Below are 16177 nucleotides of genomic sequence, written 5' to 3'. Positions count from 1 at the left end.
TCCACCTCACGCTAAGCCAATTTTTTCAAAAATTTGATCCACATTCTTTAAATGGTACGTATAATCAAAGCAATTCTCTATCTCAGCTTGTGATAAATGCGCCGTAATTGTTTTGTCTTCCTGAACGAGCTGCTTAAAATGTGTTCCTGTCTCCCATGCTTGCATCGCTTTTGGCTGTACTGTATCGTAAGCAGCTTCTCGACTCATTCCTTTGTCAATTAAAGTAAGTAATACACGCTGTGAAAATATAACGCCATGCGTTTTGTCGATGTTACGCTTCATGTTTTCAGGGAACACAGTTAAATTCTTTACGATAGTACTAAAGCGATTGAGCATATAGTTAAGTGCAATGGTCGCATCTGGTAAAACAACTCTTTCCGCAGAAGAGTGGGAAATATCTCGTTCATGCCACAATGCAACATTTTCATAAGCTGTTGTTACATATCCACGAAGCACTCTTGCCATACCAGTCATATTTTCTGAACCGATCGGGTTTCGCTTATGCGGCATTGCTGAAGAACCTTTTTGACCTTTTGCAAAACGCTCCTCTACTTCTCGTGTTTCCGTTTTTTGTAAGCCACGAATTTCTGTTGCAAACTTTTCAATGGATGTAGCAATTAAAGCCAATGTAGCGATATAAGCAGCATGACGGTCTCGCTGCAATGTCTGTGTAGACACAGGTGCAGGCGTTAAACCTAATTTCTTACATACATACTGTTCCACATATGGATCAATATTCGCATATGTACCTACAGCTCCAGACAATTTACCAAATTCGATGGAGGTTGCCGCTGCTTCAAATCGGTCCAAGTTTCGTTTCATTTCTTCATACCAAAGTGCCAGTTTTAATCCAAAAGTTGTCGGCTCCGCATGAACACCGTGCGTTCTTCCCATCATAACCGTGTGTTTATGTTCGATCGCTTTTTGTTGCAAAATTTCAATAAACGCATGTAAATCTTGACGAATAATCGTATTTGCTTGCTTCACTAAGTACGATAGTGCCGTATCAACAACGTCGGTAGAGGTTAAGCCGTAGTGCACCCATTTCTTCTCGGTTCCTAATGTTTCCGATACTGCTCTTGTAAAAGCAACAACGTCGTGGCGAGTTTCTTGTTCTATGTCATAAATGCGGTCCATATCAAACGACGCTTTCGCACGTAGTTGTTGCACATCCTGTTTTGGGATTACACCTAATTCACTCCATGCTTCACACGCTAATAGTTCGACTTCTAACCATGCTTTAAATTTATTTTCTTCCGTCCAAATAGCTCCCATTTCTTCTCTTGTATAACGTTCTATCATCTATTTTGCCTCCCAAAATGTCTTCATCTGCTGGTGTACGTTCTCTAGCGTATCGCTAGTAAAAGTAATATGCCCCATTTTCCTTTGGGGTTTCGCTGCTTCTTTTCCATACAAATGAACAAAGCCTGCTGTTGCTTTCGGTAAGCACTGCATAACATGCCCTAGATCTTGCCCTAAAACATTGACCATGATAGCAGATTGTAGAAGGTTTACTTCTAGTAACGACATTCCACAAATCGCATGAATATGTTGCATAAATTGGGAAACATTGCATGCTTCTATCGTATAATGTCCCGAATTATGTGGTCGTGGTGCCAATTCGTTCATATAAATAGAGTCACCTTGGACAAATAGTTCCACCGCAAAGGTTCCAACAATATGCATATGATGCGCCAGCTTTTCTACCGCCTGGATCGCAAGCTTCTCTACTTCTGTCGAAACCGTAGCTGGTACAGACGTCTGGTGTAAAATATGCTGACGATGTTCATTTTCTGCAATAGGGAAAAAAGTAATTTCCCCAGCCTGCGAACGTGTAAAAATGACGGATATCTCTTTATCAAAACGTACCCACTGCTCTATAATACAATGTCGGTGCTTATCAGCAAACTGACAAGCTGTATCAATGTCTGATTCATCCTCTATTTTTAACTGACCTTTGCCATCATATCCCCCACTACACGTTTTAATCACTGCAGGAAAGGAAACATCTTGTAACGCTCGTAAACATTCCTCCCCATTTCTCACAATAACAAAATCGGCTACTGGTAAATCAAGCTCGCGCATCACTGTTTTTTCTTTTTCACGATTTTGCGTCACTTCTAAGGCATAAGCGCCTTGTGGGAGCTTATCTTGTTGTTCTAAAAATGCCGCCGCTTGTAAATTCACATTTTCAAACTCGTACGTAACAACATCCGATACATTCGCTAATTCTTTGATTGCATCCATATCGTCATAGTGGGCAACAATCGAATGATCAGCAACCTGCGCTGTCGGACAATCAGCAGTTGGGTCAAGCACTGCAATACGATATCCCATATATTTAGCTGCTAACGCCATCATGCGACCAAGTTGTCCGCCACCAATAATTCCAATCGTTTTTGGAGGTAAGATAAGGTTATTTTTTTGCAAGTTCATCCCTCATTTCTGCAACAGCCTGCTTCATATCATTGCGAAAATCTTCCAATCTATTAGCTACTTTGTCATCAAACGCACCTATCATTTGTGCTGCAAGTATCCCTGCATTTTTCGCTCCAGCTTTTCCAATCGCAACCGTTGCTGTCGGAACACCACCTGGCATTTGTACAATCGATAAAAGCGAATCAAGCCCTTGTAACGCTTTGCTCTGAACCGGAACTCCGATGACAGGCAAATTCGTTTGTGATGCTACCATTCCTGGTAAATGAGCTGCACCCCCAGCACCAGCAATAATTACTTTGATCCCTCGCTCCCTAGCTGATTTGGCATAGGCAAACATATCGTCTGGTGTCCTATGAGCTGACATAATTTCCTTTTCATATGGAAGTTGCAGTTGATCTAATACATCACAAGCATGCTTCATCGTTTCCCAATCAGAAATACTGCCCATAATTACCCCTATCATGATTTCAACCACCTTGTTTCTAATTTCTTATGCGATAATTCCTTGAATAAATAACATAAACCAATTACATGTAATGATCTTTGCGTCAACTAATTTCCTAAAAACCGTTACCAAGTCTTTATCGACAGCAACCATTTTTGTTATCCTGCAAAACGTTAGAGAGTGTATACTCCCCTATAATGTAAAACAAAAAACAGATTTATTTCTACTCTCATAGTTATAAGAGAAGAGAATAAATCTGTTTCAATATATATGGAAACAGACGTGCCTTCGTTAAGCATAGCACGATCCTACTTCCCTCATAGTCCAGTCATTTACGGTGCTGGGTAGAGACTTCTGAGCCATATTCTCAGTTTTATATGAGGTTCCGTTGTTTTATTGTCGATTTAAGAATAACAATATATTGTCTTACTGTCAATAAAATAACGAACATTACTTATTAAAACAAAAATAACGTTCGGTTTTTACCATTATTTTACGATTATACATTATTCTTTGCTTTATTTGTGTACTTCTCCTTGGTCATCTGCTTTTACCTGCTGGTGTTTTCTCTCTTCTTCCGTACGTTTTTTCGGATTCATTAACCGACCTTTTCGCACTTGTTTCACCCAAAATCCGCCATGTATTTGCTTCGGTTCATAAGCAATGATAAACGCTTTCGGATCAATTTGTTTAATGGTTTCATAGAGTTTCAACTCATACTTACGAGGGGTTAAGATTTGCATAGATAAACGATCACCTTCCATCCCGTAAGCAAACCAACTTGTCACACCATACCCTTTATCCCGTAGTTGTTTCGTAAACGCGATATCTGGATTTGATGAAATCACATTGACGGTAATATATCCTAGCGCTAGCTTTTCTTCAATTATGGAACCACAGATAACACCAATTCCAAAACCAATGGCATAAGCAATTAAATTTTGAATTTCATTTAAGTTATCTAGTACAAGCCCGAGACCAAGTACATAAATAACAATTTCAAACATACTAACGAAGGCAGCAATGTAACGCCTTCCTTTTAACGTTAAAATCATGCGTACAGTAGATAAGGATACGTATACGATATTAATAACTAAAATAATAACGACCATTACGATGGCATTACTTAACAACATCAAGCCCTCCCATACCTTGATTTAAGAGGATGTTTCAAAGTTCGATGATTTAAATACACGTATGGTTTCATCTGTTCGCTTGAAGCCAATGAGACTAATCCATTAACAACAGTATACATATCAACTCATCAACCCTTTTTCAACTCACTCTTTAAGCTTACCTCATTTCTCATATTTATGAAATATTTTTCTTTTCATGCGTATTTTACAAACATGACATGCACATCGAACTAACGACAGCATAGGCTATCATGTAGTGACTTGAACCTAAGATTTTTGAGGCTGCAAACTGTCCCTTACTACTCATTTAGTAACAAATAAAGCGAACCTTCCATCCGTGAGGGTGTGGTTTCCTCCCATATCCCCACAGGTTGTTAGGCACCTACGGGGATGACCTAAAGGCGCCTCTAATGAATGGAAGATGTAGGTGCTGTTTTTCCCATTGCAATTTGTTATACCTTCCATTTCTTGAAGCAAAAGTCTTACAGCACCTTATATCCGCTAAAAATAGTTGGCTATCCATTACATACGTAGATGGCCAGGATAAAACGAGGTGATAAGTGTATGGATCCTTTTCAGCAAATGTCCGATTGGAAAAAGAACATGGATCATTTTTTCGGTGATAGTTTTTGGAACGAGTTTGAAGGTCTTATAAAACCTACAATACCACAAATAAACATCTATCAAACCGACCATGAATTATTTTGTATTGCAAGTGTTCCCGGAATAAGTGATTTGGATAAGCTCGATGTATATGTAGACTATACTACATTGGAATTAAAAGGTTCCATTGATATTGACCATTCTTACGGAACAGTAGTTAAAGAAGAAATACTACATGGCGTATTTGAAAGAAAAATAGCGCTTCCCTTTCCTGTTCGCTCCGATAAAATAAAAGCAACTTACAAAAATGGACTTGTCTATATCCAATTGCATCGCCTTATTTCCGAAACAAGCAGAAAAAATCGCGTTCATGTTCATGTATTGGAAGATTCCTAAATGTACGAAATACGGAAGGAACTGCGAATCAGTGCGGAGTGCATCCCCCACTGATTCGCAATTTTATAGAAACATAGCCCTTAAATGAACGCATTAACATTAAAATTCAGCTTCTTTACACTATACGATCGGATAAGAAAAGCGATGCGTTTTCCTGCCACGAAGAGCTAAGCTTTCTAAGCTGTAAACGAAACACCGCCAAGACTTATTCAGGGCCAAATAGACGCCTTTTAGTTCGTAACGGAATGCCCCGCAATCGTTTTTTTAGCATATTTTCCCATGTTTTTCCTAGCACGTCACACTGTAATAAATCGTCTGCTAAGCGTAAATCTTCTTTAAACTTGTGCATTGCCTCATTGCATGCAGCAATCGACCATTGCGGGTAAGGGCGATCGATTAATTCCATATCTTGTTCTGCTTGTATATTCCCTGCTTGAAGAATGCGAAAATACCACCCTGTACGACCACTGTGTTGCATTTGTAATGCAAAATCATCTATTTGCAAACGCCTAGCTAACTTCCAAGATGGTAAATAAGGTTGGCTAATTTGAACGATCGCCTCCCCTAATTGAAAGGTATCCCCAAGGGACACAGCGTACTCATCCATTTCTAAGACAGATAGATTTTCTCCAATATCTCCTATTTGCATCGTGTCTAATTCATAGACGTCAGCCCAATCATAATAATGTTTCCACGGGTAAACAAACAATGCTTTGTCTGCATCTTTCTCCAACGTTAATCCTTGTTCTGTTACATAAATAGAACCTTTCACCTCTTCATTTACATAAGCCATAGACTCCTTTCCTTCTTGATTTTGCTGATCTAGTTTTTTTCTATGAAATAATTTATGAATATATGGTTCTGCCATTCTGTCACCTACTAGCAAAATATGTTATAGTATCTTTATTCTAATAAAAATAAACTAACTTGCAAACTTCCTTATGAAAAGCGAGGGATTCTTTCATGAAGAAAAAACAACGAGCAACCTTTGCTGGCGGATGCTTTTGGTGTATGGTAAAGCCATTTGACCAATGGGATGGAGTAGACAGTGTTATTTCTGGATATACAGGTGGGCATATGGAAAACCCAACATATGAAGAAGTAAAACAAGGCAAAACCGGGCACTATGAAGCAGTTGAAATTACTTACGATCCGGATGTTTTATCCTATGAAACCATCTTGAACATATATTGGCAACAAATTGACCCTACGGATGACGGCGGGCAATTCCATGATCGAGGCGACTCCTATCGAACTGCTGTATTTTACCATAATGAAGACCAAAAAAAAGAGGCAGAGTCCTCAAAATTACAACTTGAAGAAAGCGGAAGATTTTCTAAACCGATTGTTACGCAAATTTTGCCATCTACGACTTTTTATCCAGCTGAAGCATACCACCAAAACTTTTATCAAAAAAATACAGATACCTACGAAGAAGATCGTGCCAAATCTGGTAGGGATGCGTTTATTAAACAAGTGTGGAGATAAGGACGACCGACAAACAGATGCGACATGTCCTACTATTCACACGATAACAGCAGCACATTTTAGTAGTACTTCATCATTTTTACACATGCGTGATCACCCACTCGATCTAACATACTGCTAAGCCAGTAATCAACGTTAACTTCCCTGTTTTCTATATCATTTTTGGAAGTTCTATTTGTATGGCATTTCATTCATTCGCTTGTCATGTACCTCTGGAACCCTACTAGACAAAAAATTGCTGTCGGTTTTTTACACTATAGAATGTTTAGCGCATTTTTCCTGATAGGGTAAGAGCAAAGGCTCGGGGCGCCCGTTAGCAACGTAGCGAGTGGAACGAATCAACGAAAGTTTTAGGAATCATGCTCCTGCAACAGGAGTATGCCGGCGCCCTCCGGCAAGCCCGTTTTTAGTCGCCCTTCCTCTTAAACACGAACCGATGATGACTTATCGTAGGGCGATTTCGTGAAGTCGCCTAGTTGCTGGGCGCTGGAGCCGGACGTGGCTAAATAACTTAGTTAGTTTATCCACAGCTGCTAAATTTTATAATTTCCTAGACGAGAGCAAGAAAGTTTTGCTATAAAACAACTTGAATATCAATTAATAAATACCGATGATCGATAATTAGTTATAGCGCAAATCAAACAGTGAGGAGATAAGCCTCTCCTTCACTTGACTACGTGATAGGTCATCACACGTAGCATTACGTTTTTTCTGTTTTCCCTCTAGTAATAGGTAATAGAGCGTAAACTGCTACTGGATAATGCTTTACTTTATTTACACTGTTAGAAAAGTATATGATTTTTTTGGTTTATGTCGCCATAAGACTTGGCGACAAGCCAAGTCTTTCTAAAGTTAGGAGAGAGATATTTGTCTAATCAATCATCGTTAACACCTTTAAAAATGTTATTATTTGCTTTCCATGCTACGAATACGATTATTCTTAGTTATTTACCCTTGTACTTGAAATACAAAGGCTTGGATGGTACAGAAATTGGTTATGTACTAGCAGTTGGTCCTTTAGCCTCTATTGTAGCGCAACCGTTTTGGGGATATATGAGTGATAAATACAAAACGGTAAAACGTGTTATTCAAGTCTGTCTCATCGGCTTACTAGTCATGAGTGTGATCTTTTTTCAAATGAATACACTACTACCAATACTAATTGTTGGAGCTGTATTTTATTTTTTCGTAACTCCTATTGGCGCATTAGGAGATAGTCTTGCACAACGAAGAGCCCATGATCTTGGCGTTTCATTCGGAACGATACGTTTATGGGGATCGATTGGTTTTGCTACTTCTTCGCTTGTTATTGGAGAAATCCTTACAAGAGCCGGCATTCAGTATATGATTATTCCTTACTTATTTTTCGGGGTATTGGCATTTATTGTTAGTTTTAAGCTAGTGGACGTTAACGTAACGTCAGAGCCTGTAAAATTAAGGGATGTCAGTTTGCTCATTAAGAGTAAACCTTTTCTTATTTTTCTTTTCTTCATCATGTTTTTAAGTGTGACGCACCGAGCAAATGATAGTTTTATTGGTTTGTATATTGAGCAACTAGGTGGAAGTGAAGGTTTAGTTGGAGTGGCTTGGTTTGTCGGTGTGCTTACGGAGGCTCTTGTATTCGCTACCGCTGGATACTGGTTCAGAAAGTATCACCCGCTCGTGTTCGTTATTATTGCTGGGATTTTATATAGTATTCGCTGGTTTATTTATGGAGCAGCAGATAACCCTTGGTATATTATTAGTTTACAGTTCTTGCACGGTTTAACTTTTGGTACGTTCTATTTAGCTTCGTTTAATTATATATCACGACTTGTTCCTAAAATATTACAATCAACTGGACATCTTGTTTTCTTTGCAACATTCTTTGGTGTATCGGGGATTATTGGTTCCTTAATTGGAGGTGCCATGATTGATTCCTTTGGCGGGAATGCCTTATACAATTTCATGGGAGTCATTGCTTTTATTGGTACCATTTTAATTACAATTTACCACTTGCTTCCATACGGAAAAGAAACGTATATACATGACAAAGCTTAGAAAAACTTGGCTTATCCCCAAGTACCTATGAGGAAAGCTATCGTTTTTCTTATACGATAAACCTTTAAACTTTATCCTTGCTATATTGCAAAAAAGATTGTCACACTTCCCCCAACAAGTATGGCAATCTTTTTTCATTATTAGGCGCCACCCTATTTATTTTTACTAGTTCTAAATGTCTATTTTTTATTGACATTTCAGGTAATAAGAACTATTATTTTTGTTAAGACCTACATGTTGCCAGAATATTACTCTAAATGGAAGATAACACCTACTTTGAAAAGCCTTTAGAACATACTCAATAGGTATCAGGAACGAGGGGGAAAAATACCCACGGGTTGATATTCCAATTTATAGAAACCTTTTTCACAATTTGTTACCGCTTACCAGTTCTCTTTCAGTAACGTTTCCGCGTAAAAGAAATGGATTCTAAAATTAATAGATAGAAGCTATATAATCCGTTAGTTCACAAGGGAAAACAATTTATTCGCAAGCGTGTTTTATTATATCCATTTGAAAAACTTAGCGATGTCCTTCGTTTTTCTTATACTATAAAGTCTAAAAAATTTATACTTTCCTATAATGCAAAAAATAATTTATTGAGGCTAACTAAACGTAAACGTGAGCAAAATTTTCATTACCAATAGGAGGAAACAGCTTTGCATACAAAAACGATACCGAATAAAGCGAAACAGCTGGAAAACAGCGCTATACATAAAAAGCTAATGGGAATAACAGAAGAGACACTAGATTTAGTAAGACAAGCCGCACCCATCCTATCATCACATAAGCAAGAATGTATTTCTGTCGTTTACAATTATCTTGAATCTATTACAGACCAAAATAAACAATCCATATCACAGCAACAATTAGAAACCATTGTTGCAGAGTATGTAGAAGAGCTATTAAAAGCAACAGTGGATGATAATTACGTACGCTCTCGTATAGAAATAGGTAAACAACTCAGTCAGTTACATATAACTGTGGAACAATACATTGTTGTCCACCATTTACTTACTCATCACATCATTTCCTTATTACTAGAACAACCACGCCGCAAACAAAAACAAACGATACTATTGTCGCTCGCTATACAAAAATTGACTGCCTTCGATCAGCAACTTATCGTACAAGCACATATCGAAGAAACATTTAAATCCTTTCTAGGTCAAATTTCAGAGTTACTTCATGGTGTGACGACGTTAGATTCAACAGAGCAATTAATTAACCAAATGGAAAGCATTGTCGAAGAGAGCCACAATGTAACATCTGCTACTGAAGAAGTCAGTGCTTCTGTTAACGAAGTAGCTGGACATGCTACAAAGGTGGCTGAAGAGACAGATGAAGCTGTTGTTTCTGTAAATAAAAGTAAACAAGTAATCCATGGAGCACTTGAAGATATGAACCAAATGGGCGAGGTTTATAAAGAGGTCGCCTCACAAATAAGAAGTTTAAATGAAGAAATAAAGCAAACCCATTCTTTTGTAAATGTCATTGAAGATATTACGGAGCAAACAAGCTTACTCGCTTTAAATGCAAGTATCGAAGCTGCACGCGCAGGTGAACATGGGAAGGGTTTTTCCGTCGTCGCTCAAGAAGTTCGCAAACTGGCAGAACATACAAAAGAACAAACAATACAAATTAAGCAAAATATGGAGTCACTACAACAAGTAGCTAGCGATGTTACAACTGAAATGGATAACACCGAAACACGTATGCAACTTACAGTGTCAGAATCACAAGCTGGCGAGCAAGAACTGGAGCATATCATAGCAGCTATACAGGCCATTAACGGTTCCACCTCACAAATTGCGGCGATGACAGAAGAACAAACATCAGCAGTAACCGAAATTGCTGATCGAAACGCGGCTATGTTTGACATGGGGAATGCAACTCAAGATGTCGCAAAAGAAACAGCCAAAATCATTTTAGAGTTAAGCAAACAGATGGATGCATATCGCCTGACATTTTTTGATAGTATTCGTTTTCACGCAAAAGATATATTAAAAGCAGCAAAAACCGATCATTTGCTTTGGAAATGGCGTGTATATAACATGCTACTTGATATAGAAGAAATTGATTCTAACCAAGTCGCTTCGCATAAAGCATGCCGGCTCGGTGAGTGGTATTATGGAAATTTACCGTCTTATCTTAAAGAAAATTCTATCTTTCAGCAGTTGGAAGAGCCACATCGCCTAGTACATCATTATGCAAAGTTAGCCGTTCAAAGCTATGAACAAGGAGAACGCACAGAAGCAAAAAGCTATTTCAAGCAACTTGCTACTGCTTCCGATGAAGTCTTACGTCTTTTAACACAGCTAGAACAAGCAATTTGACGCTTCCATTCTTTTAGGTGTAAGCTTTCTCGCTCGAAAAAATTGGTGACTTTGTTGCCTGCAAAACACACTTAACTTGGACATCATAGATAATGGAACATTCAGTGCGACTATGTTCGTTTCCTATAGGATTAAAAAAAGCCTCTCCACTTAGGAAAGGCTTTCTATGCTTTCTTCTAACTTAAGAAAATAAAATATAATACAAATATCACAAACAAGAAATACATAACCGGGTGAACTTCTTTAGCTCGCCCTTTTAACAGCATCGTAATCGGATAGAAGATAAATCCAATGGCAATTCCTGTCGCGATACTATATGTCAGTGGCATCGCAATGACAATCAAAAATGCCGGAACAGCAATTTCAAATTGATCCCATTCAATATTCTTTAAAGCAGAAGACATTAATACACCAACGATGATTAATGCAGGGGCCGTTACTTCTGCTGTTATGACACTTAATAACGGAGAAAAGAATAGTGCAAGTAAAAAAAACATAGCCGTAACAACTGCTGTAAACCCAGTTCGTCCACCAGCTCCAACTCCAGCCGTTGATTCCACATAAGCTGTCGTTGTCGAGGTACCTAGTGTTGCACCCGCTACTGTAGCTGCCGAGTCAGCAAACAAGGCTTTCCCAGCCCGTGGTAGCTTATTATCCTTCATAAGCCCTGCTTGGTTCGCAACGGCAACTAATGTGCCTGCCGTATCAAAGAAATCAACAAATAAGAACGTTAAAATAACGACCAGCATTTGCAATGTAAAAATATCACCAAAATTCACAAACGCTTGTCCAAAGGTCGGTGCCAAGCTAGGAACATTGCTTACAATCCCATCCACGCCTGATGGCGGGGTAATTAAACCAACAACCATTCCGACGATAGCAGTAATAATCATTCCGTAAAAAATACCACCACGAATGCCAACCGTCATTAAAATAATCGATATCACTAAGCCAAAAACAGCTAAAAGTACGGTTGGTGAAGTTAAATCACCTAACCCAAGTAATGTCGCTTCATTGGCTACAATGATACCAGAGTTTTGGAAGCCAATAAAAGCGATGAAAAAGCCAATCCCTGCACCTACAGCCATTTTTAAATTAGCTGGAATAGCATTAATAATTTTTTCACGTAGCCCAGTTAGTGTTAACACAATAAAAATAAGTCCGGAAGCCAATACGCCACTTAGGGCTGTTTCCCAAGGTATGCCATATCCTAATACTACTGTATAAGCAAAAAATGCATTTAATCCCATCCCCGGTGCTAGTGCAATCGGATATTTTGCAATCAGACCCATAAATAAGGAACTAATCGCTGCAGCAATTGCTGTTGCAGCAAATACAGCGTCCTGATCCATACGAGTCACTCCATTAGGCAGATTTTCAATGCCGACTAATGCTAATGTGGACGGATTAACGAATAAAATATAAGCCATTGCTAGAAAGGTTGTTAACCCCGCCATAAACTCAGTACGGTAATTCGTCCCAAGTTCTTCAAACCTAAAATACTTTTTCATGATGTTTCCCCTCTCATTTTGTATGCTCGTACTGCAAGCAATTGTTGTAGTAATGCCAACTGCGCAATACGTTAAGTTGATTACCTTGTTGCTACTAGATAAAGTTTCCATAAAGTGAGTCTTGAATTAGTGAGGTTTATTTTATCCTCCACTGAGTGCTAGTACCTCTTAGATATGACCTATAGACGTCTTACGAAAAAAGGGGACTTAAGCGCTACTTTCTTCCATTTAGATTTGTTCAGTTTGTAGCTTTCCATTCTTGAAATAATAGCCTTACAGCACCTTCTATCCGTGATAAACTAGTGTGAAGTTAAATTCCATTTGATAAGGCTCCATTGACTTTAATCCAATAAATAGGCATAAAATAGACATGAAAACGAAAAAAGCCCTCAGGTCTGCACCCAAGAGCTTGTTTCATTCACAGAGATATTCAAATAGAACCATCCATTTGCTTATCCTGTGATCACATATATCTCTTGCGTAGTCAGACTATTTACGGCAGTCTGGTAGAAACTTTGAGCCATATCCTCAAATTATACGCCTCTATTTAATTAACACAGGATTATCATACGATTTTTTCCGACACATGTCAACCAAACACGAACATTATCTTGTTTTTTTTGTTTTTTGTTCGAAAAACGTATTGTTTAATGTAAAATTTCCTTTCTTAATATATTATTTAATTACACTAGCGTTGCATTAATTAAATCTGATGATTAAAAATACTAAAAATGTTCAAAAATTAGTGTTCATACAACAAAAAAATCCTTTACAATGGAAGTACAGGTGGTTCCTGTCCAAATCCAAAAGTAAAGGATAACTGCATGGACAAGAATACACTAAAATCATCATTTGGTAAATGGGTTTCACCTATAAATACGAAAAAACTATATGAACAAGTAGAAGAAAATAAACAAGATTACTACACAAAAAAACTGACAACGGAAGCGTATATAAAGTTGCTGTTGCTTGCTCAATTACAAGGATTTGAGAGCTTGGAAGAGATGAGCGATGCACTAATAGATGGTGAACTTCAGAAAGTATTGGGGTTTGAATCGATTAGCCCATCGCAACTTTCAAGGAAGAACAATGAAATGAATCCAGCCATCCTTTCCCATTTATTCTTTGATCTTGCATACAAAATCAAAGGTCTCCAATTTAAAAATGGGAAATACATGCCATTAAAAATCATTGATTCTAGCACGCTTCCATTAAACTTAACGAATCATAAGTGGGCGAAATTCCGTAAAACAAAAGCAGGAGTTAAGCTACATTTACGACTTGTATTTATGGATAAGGGCACCGTCTATCCTGAAAAAACTGTGATTACAACAGCCAAAGAACATGACAGAAATCAACTGGAAGTTCTCGTAGATGACAAAGAAGCCATGTATGTGTTTGACCGTGGATATGTTGACTATGAACGATTTGACCGAATGACGGATGAAGGCTACTTTTTCGTGTCCAGACTAAAGAAAAACGCCGTCATTCGTGAAGTAGAATCATTTTCTGTACCTAAAGATGCTACAGCTTTATCCGACAAGATGGTTTACATCGGTTCGACGCAAAATCGCACAGAGAATGTATTCCGTCTACTTGAAGTAGTGGATACAAAGGGGAACATTTTGCGATTAATTACTAACCGTTTCGATCTAAATTCCGAAGAGATTAGTGAAATTTACCGTCAACGGTGGGCCATAGAGCTATTTTTCAAATGGCTCAAACAGCATGTAGAGATCAAACACTTTTATGGTATGAGCGAAACTGCCATTCAAAATCAAATCTTCCTTGCGCTCATTGCTTACTGTTTACATGTACTTATCCAGTTAGCGATGAGGAGTAAGAAGTCCTTACTCCGAATTAGCCGCTGGTTAAATAAAGTGCTGTGGAAACCTGCGTACATCTGGATCCGCAGATTTGACGATAGATCTATTCCGTAAATACATACACTGTCGTTGTTGCTAATAGTTTAATTGTATAATTTTTCCAAATGGACAGCCCACCTTTGCTTAGGTAATGTCTTATTGGCAAAAAATCTTGTGCAAATGATTACTGAATTTTCAAACCAATTTTATGCAACGCTAGTGATTTAATTATAAAAAACTAGGCATATCGTCAAGTCTATGGCGGAAACTTTATTTTAATTTTTCTTCTACTGTATGCCATAGAATACTATAGTTTTCTATTGCAAAGAGAGAATGTAGATTCTTGCAACTATCTGTCTTCATAATAAGTAATCATTGCTCTTACCGTTTATTCATCATGAGCATGACTATGATCGTGATGCTCATGTTCGTTCTCTTCCACTTTGCCAGGTTCATCAGAAACTGCCGTAGGGTCCGATAATGCTTTTGTTAAAGCCTCTAAATTAGATTGCATAAGCGTAAAGTAGTCTTCATCCTTCTCTAAATCTTCTTCTGTTAAAACAGATAAATTATGGATACGTAAAGCTTCTGCATTCACTTCCTCGCGAACAACATCTGCTACTTTAGGCGTTACATTCTGCTCAAAGAACACATATTTCAATCCATGGTTCTCCGCAGTTTCTACAATATTTTTCAACTCTTTTTGCGACGGCTCATTTGTTGGACTTAAGCCAGATATAGGAATTTGCTTAAGATGATAAGAATGCTCCCAATATCCGTAAGCAGCATGCGATACAATAATCTCATTTCCTGGTAAATCCTGAAGTTTGTCTCGAAACGCTTTATCTAGGTTTTCAAGTTTTCCTTTTAGCTCAGAAAAGTTTCTATTAAATGTCTCTTTAGAATCAGGTTGAAGTTCTACAAGCACATCCTTTATCTTCTCAGCTAACTGGATAGAACGGATTGGATCTAACCAAACATGCGGATCTTTATCCCCATGGTCATGTCCAGCATGTTCGTCTTCATCAGTGTGGTCATCTTCCCCCTCATGCGCATGATTACTACCTTCATCACTTTCATGGTCATGATTGCTTTCTTCTGCATCACCTTCATGGTCATGAGCATGACTATCTTCTTCCCCATGTTCGTGAGCATGCTCTATAAAATCTATCCCTTTTGAAGCTTCCACTATTTTTATGTCTTCCGATTGTATCGTATCTGAGATTTGTTTGGCATAAGGTTCTAAGCCTGCTCCGTTATAGATAAAAGCATCTGCTTCAGCAATTTGTACTATTTCTTTTGAGCTTGGTTCATAATTATGAGGATTTGACCCCGGCGGTAAAATGGATTCTACGATAGCTTCATCCCCTGCAATTTGTTCAGCAAAATACTGAAGAGGGTACACAGTAGTAAACAAAGTTATATCTTTATCTGAACTCTTGGAGTCGTCACTTGCTTTACTTTTTTTGGCTTCCTCGCCTTGGGAACATGCAGTTATTACGAAAATTAGCAAAAATAAAATGAATACACCTTTATACTTTTTGAACATTTTTTCTCCTCCTTTAAATTCATTAGTGATTATATCGTAATGATTTCGATTTGTAAATAGTAATTATTACGATTTATTTTTTTTATACAAGTTAATATCCCAATGCTACTGGATCATATATTGCTTCTCTCTTAAACTCTTATATACAACAATGCAACATTGGCTTTTCCATTTTGTATATGATAGACTTTATTATTATTATGCTTCTTCCTGCCCCATGATAAGTGGGGTTTGATACGTTATTCTTCTAAATGAGAAGCTTTTTTTATGCATTGTGTTACTACTCCCTACTCTATTCTTCCAGCATATCCCGGAAGATGATTAATATGAAGAAGAGGAAACAATGTGTAGTTCATTATTTCTATTATT

At 37.9% G+C, this 16177-nt stretch carries 12 protein-coding genes and 2 riboswitches; of the genes, 5 read left to right on the top strand and 7 right to left on the bottom strand.

The features are described from left to right. Window positions 1–6: 6 nt before the first annotated feature. From purB to B2C77_RS04810, 4 genes are all read right to left on the bottom strand, one after another. Window positions 7–1302: an adenylosuccinate lyase gene (gene purB / locus B2C77_RS04825; protein ID WP_077702609.1), complete on the bottom strand. Its 1296-nt coding sequence runs from the start codon at window positions 1300–1302 to the stop codon at window positions 7–9. Next, window positions 1303–2430: a 5-(carboxyamino)imidazole ribonucleotide synthase gene (gene purK / locus B2C77_RS04820; protein WP_077702608.1), complete on the bottom strand. Its 1128-nt coding sequence runs from the start codon at window positions 2428–2430 to the stop codon at window positions 1303–1305. It abuts the gene before it with no gap. Then, on the bottom strand, window positions 2417–2902 hold the full coding sequence (gene purE, locus B2C77_RS04815) for a 5-(carboxyamino)imidazole ribonucleotide mutase (protein WP_077702607.1): 486 nt from the start codon (window positions 2900–2902) through the stop codon (window positions 2417–2419). The genes purK and purE overlap by 14 nt, the downstream gene beginning before the upstream one ends. Window positions 2903–3184: 282 nt before the next feature. After that, a riboswitch (purine riboswitch) is annotated at window positions 3185–3285 on the bottom strand. 117 nt (window positions 3286–3402) lie between these two features. Further along, window positions 3403–4017 carry a DUF2179 domain-containing protein gene (locus tag B2C77_RS04810; RefSeq protein WP_077706832.1) on the bottom strand — a complete coding sequence of 205 codons (615 nt, stop codon included), beginning with the start codon at window positions 4015–4017 and terminating at the stop codon, window positions 3403–3405. Between the two features lie 567 nt (window positions 4018–4584). Here B2C77_RS04810 and B2C77_RS04805 point away from each other — a divergent pair. After that, complete coding sequence (locus B2C77_RS04805; RefSeq protein ID WP_077702606.1) at window positions 4585–5019, top strand: Hsp20/alpha crystallin family protein; 435 nt, start codon at window positions 4585–4587, stop codon at window positions 5017–5019. Between the two features lie 205 nt (window positions 5020–5224). Here B2C77_RS04805 and B2C77_RS04800 read toward each other — a convergent pair whose 3' ends face one another. Next, complete coding sequence (locus B2C77_RS04800) at window positions 5225–5887, bottom strand: MOSC domain-containing protein (protein ID WP_077702605.1); 663 nt, start codon at window positions 5885–5887, stop codon at window positions 5225–5227. 95 nt (window positions 5888–5982) lie between these two features. Between B2C77_RS04800 and msrA the strand changes: the two genes are divergently transcribed. The 3 genes from msrA (at window position 5983) to B2C77_RS04785 (ending at window position 10883) form a co-directional block, all read left to right on the top strand. Then, window positions 5983–6507: a peptide-methionine (S)-S-oxide reductase MsrA gene (gene msrA / locus B2C77_RS04795; protein ID WP_077702604.1), complete on the top strand. Its 525-nt coding sequence runs from the start codon at window positions 5983–5985 to the stop codon at window positions 6505–6507. Window positions 6508–7374: 867 nt separating this feature from the next. Continuing rightward, window positions 7375–8547 carry an MFS transporter gene (locus tag B2C77_RS04790; RefSeq protein WP_077702603.1) on the top strand — a complete coding sequence of 391 codons (1173 nt, stop codon included), beginning with the start codon at window positions 7375–7377 and terminating at the stop codon, window positions 8545–8547. A 659-nt stretch (window positions 8548–9206) separates the two neighbouring features. After that, window positions 9207–10883, top strand: a complete 1677-nt coding sequence (locus B2C77_RS04785) for a methyl-accepting chemotaxis protein (protein WP_077702602.1) — start codon at window positions 9207–9209, stop codon at window positions 10881–10883. 176 nt (window positions 10884–11059) lie between these two features. On the opposite strand, the gene B2C77_RS04780 is transcribed toward B2C77_RS04785, so the two are convergent. Continuing rightward, entirely contained in the window at window positions 11060–12394 is a 1335-nt protein-coding gene (locus B2C77_RS04780; RefSeq protein WP_077702601.1) for an NCS2 family permease, read from the bottom strand. 461 nt (window positions 12395–12855) lie between these two features. Then, a riboswitch (purine riboswitch) is annotated at window positions 12856–12955 on the bottom strand. Window positions 12956–13218: 263 nt separating this feature from the next. On the opposite strand from B2C77_RS04780, the gene B2C77_RS04775 reads away from it, so the two are divergent. Beyond that, window positions 13219–14334 (top strand): IS4 family transposase, encoded by a 1116-nt coding sequence (locus tag B2C77_RS04775; protein WP_077701916.1) that lies wholly within the window; start codon window positions 13219–13221, stop codon window positions 14332–14334. 313 nt (window positions 14335–14647) lie between these two features. On the opposite strand, the gene B2C77_RS04770 is transcribed toward B2C77_RS04775, so the two are convergent. Then, entirely contained in the window at window positions 14648–15808 is a 1161-nt protein-coding gene (locus B2C77_RS04770) for a metal ABC transporter solute-binding protein, Zn/Mn family (protein WP_077702600.1), read from the bottom strand. Window positions 15809–16177: the final 369 nt, after the last annotated feature.

Origin of the sequence: Virgibacillus dokdonensis, assembly GCF_900166595.1 — a bacterium.
Classification (GTDB): Bacteria; Bacillota; Bacilli; order Bacillales; family Amphibacillaceae; genus Virgibacillus; species Virgibacillus dokdonensis.
This window is presented reverse-complemented; position numbering and strand designations above follow the sequence as displayed.

Bases quoted from the DNA above. Each gene is read 5' to 3' on its own strand.
- B2C77_RS04775 (WP_077701916.1), top strand. From the start codon at position 13,219: ATGGACAAGAATACACTAAAATCATCATTTGGTAAATGGGTTTCACCT.
- B2C77_RS04770 (WP_077702600.1), bottom strand. From the start codon at position 15,808: ATGTTCAAAAAGTATAAAGGTGTATTCATTTTATTTTTGCTAATTTTC.
- B2C77_RS04780 (WP_077702601.1), bottom strand. From the start codon at position 12,394: ATGAAAAAGTATTTTAGGTTTGAAGAACTTGGGACGAATTACCGTACT.
- purE (WP_077702607.1), bottom strand. From the start codon at position 2,902: ATGATAGGGGTAATTATGGGCAGTATTTCTGATTGGGAAACGATGAAG.
- B2C77_RS04805 (WP_077702606.1), top strand. From the start codon at position 4,585: ATGGATCCTTTTCAGCAAATGTCCGATTGGAAAAAGAACATGGATCAT.
- purB (WP_077702609.1), bottom strand. From the start codon at position 1,302: ATGATAGAACGTTATACAAGAGAAGAAATGGGAGCTATTTGGACGGAA.
- B2C77_RS04800 (WP_077702605.1), bottom strand. From the start codon at position 5,887: ATGGCAGAACCATATATTCATAAATTATTTCATAGAAAAAAACTAGAT.
- msrA (WP_077702604.1), top strand. From the start codon at position 5,983: ATGAAGAAAAAACAACGAGCAACCTTTGCTGGCGGATGCTTTTGGTGT.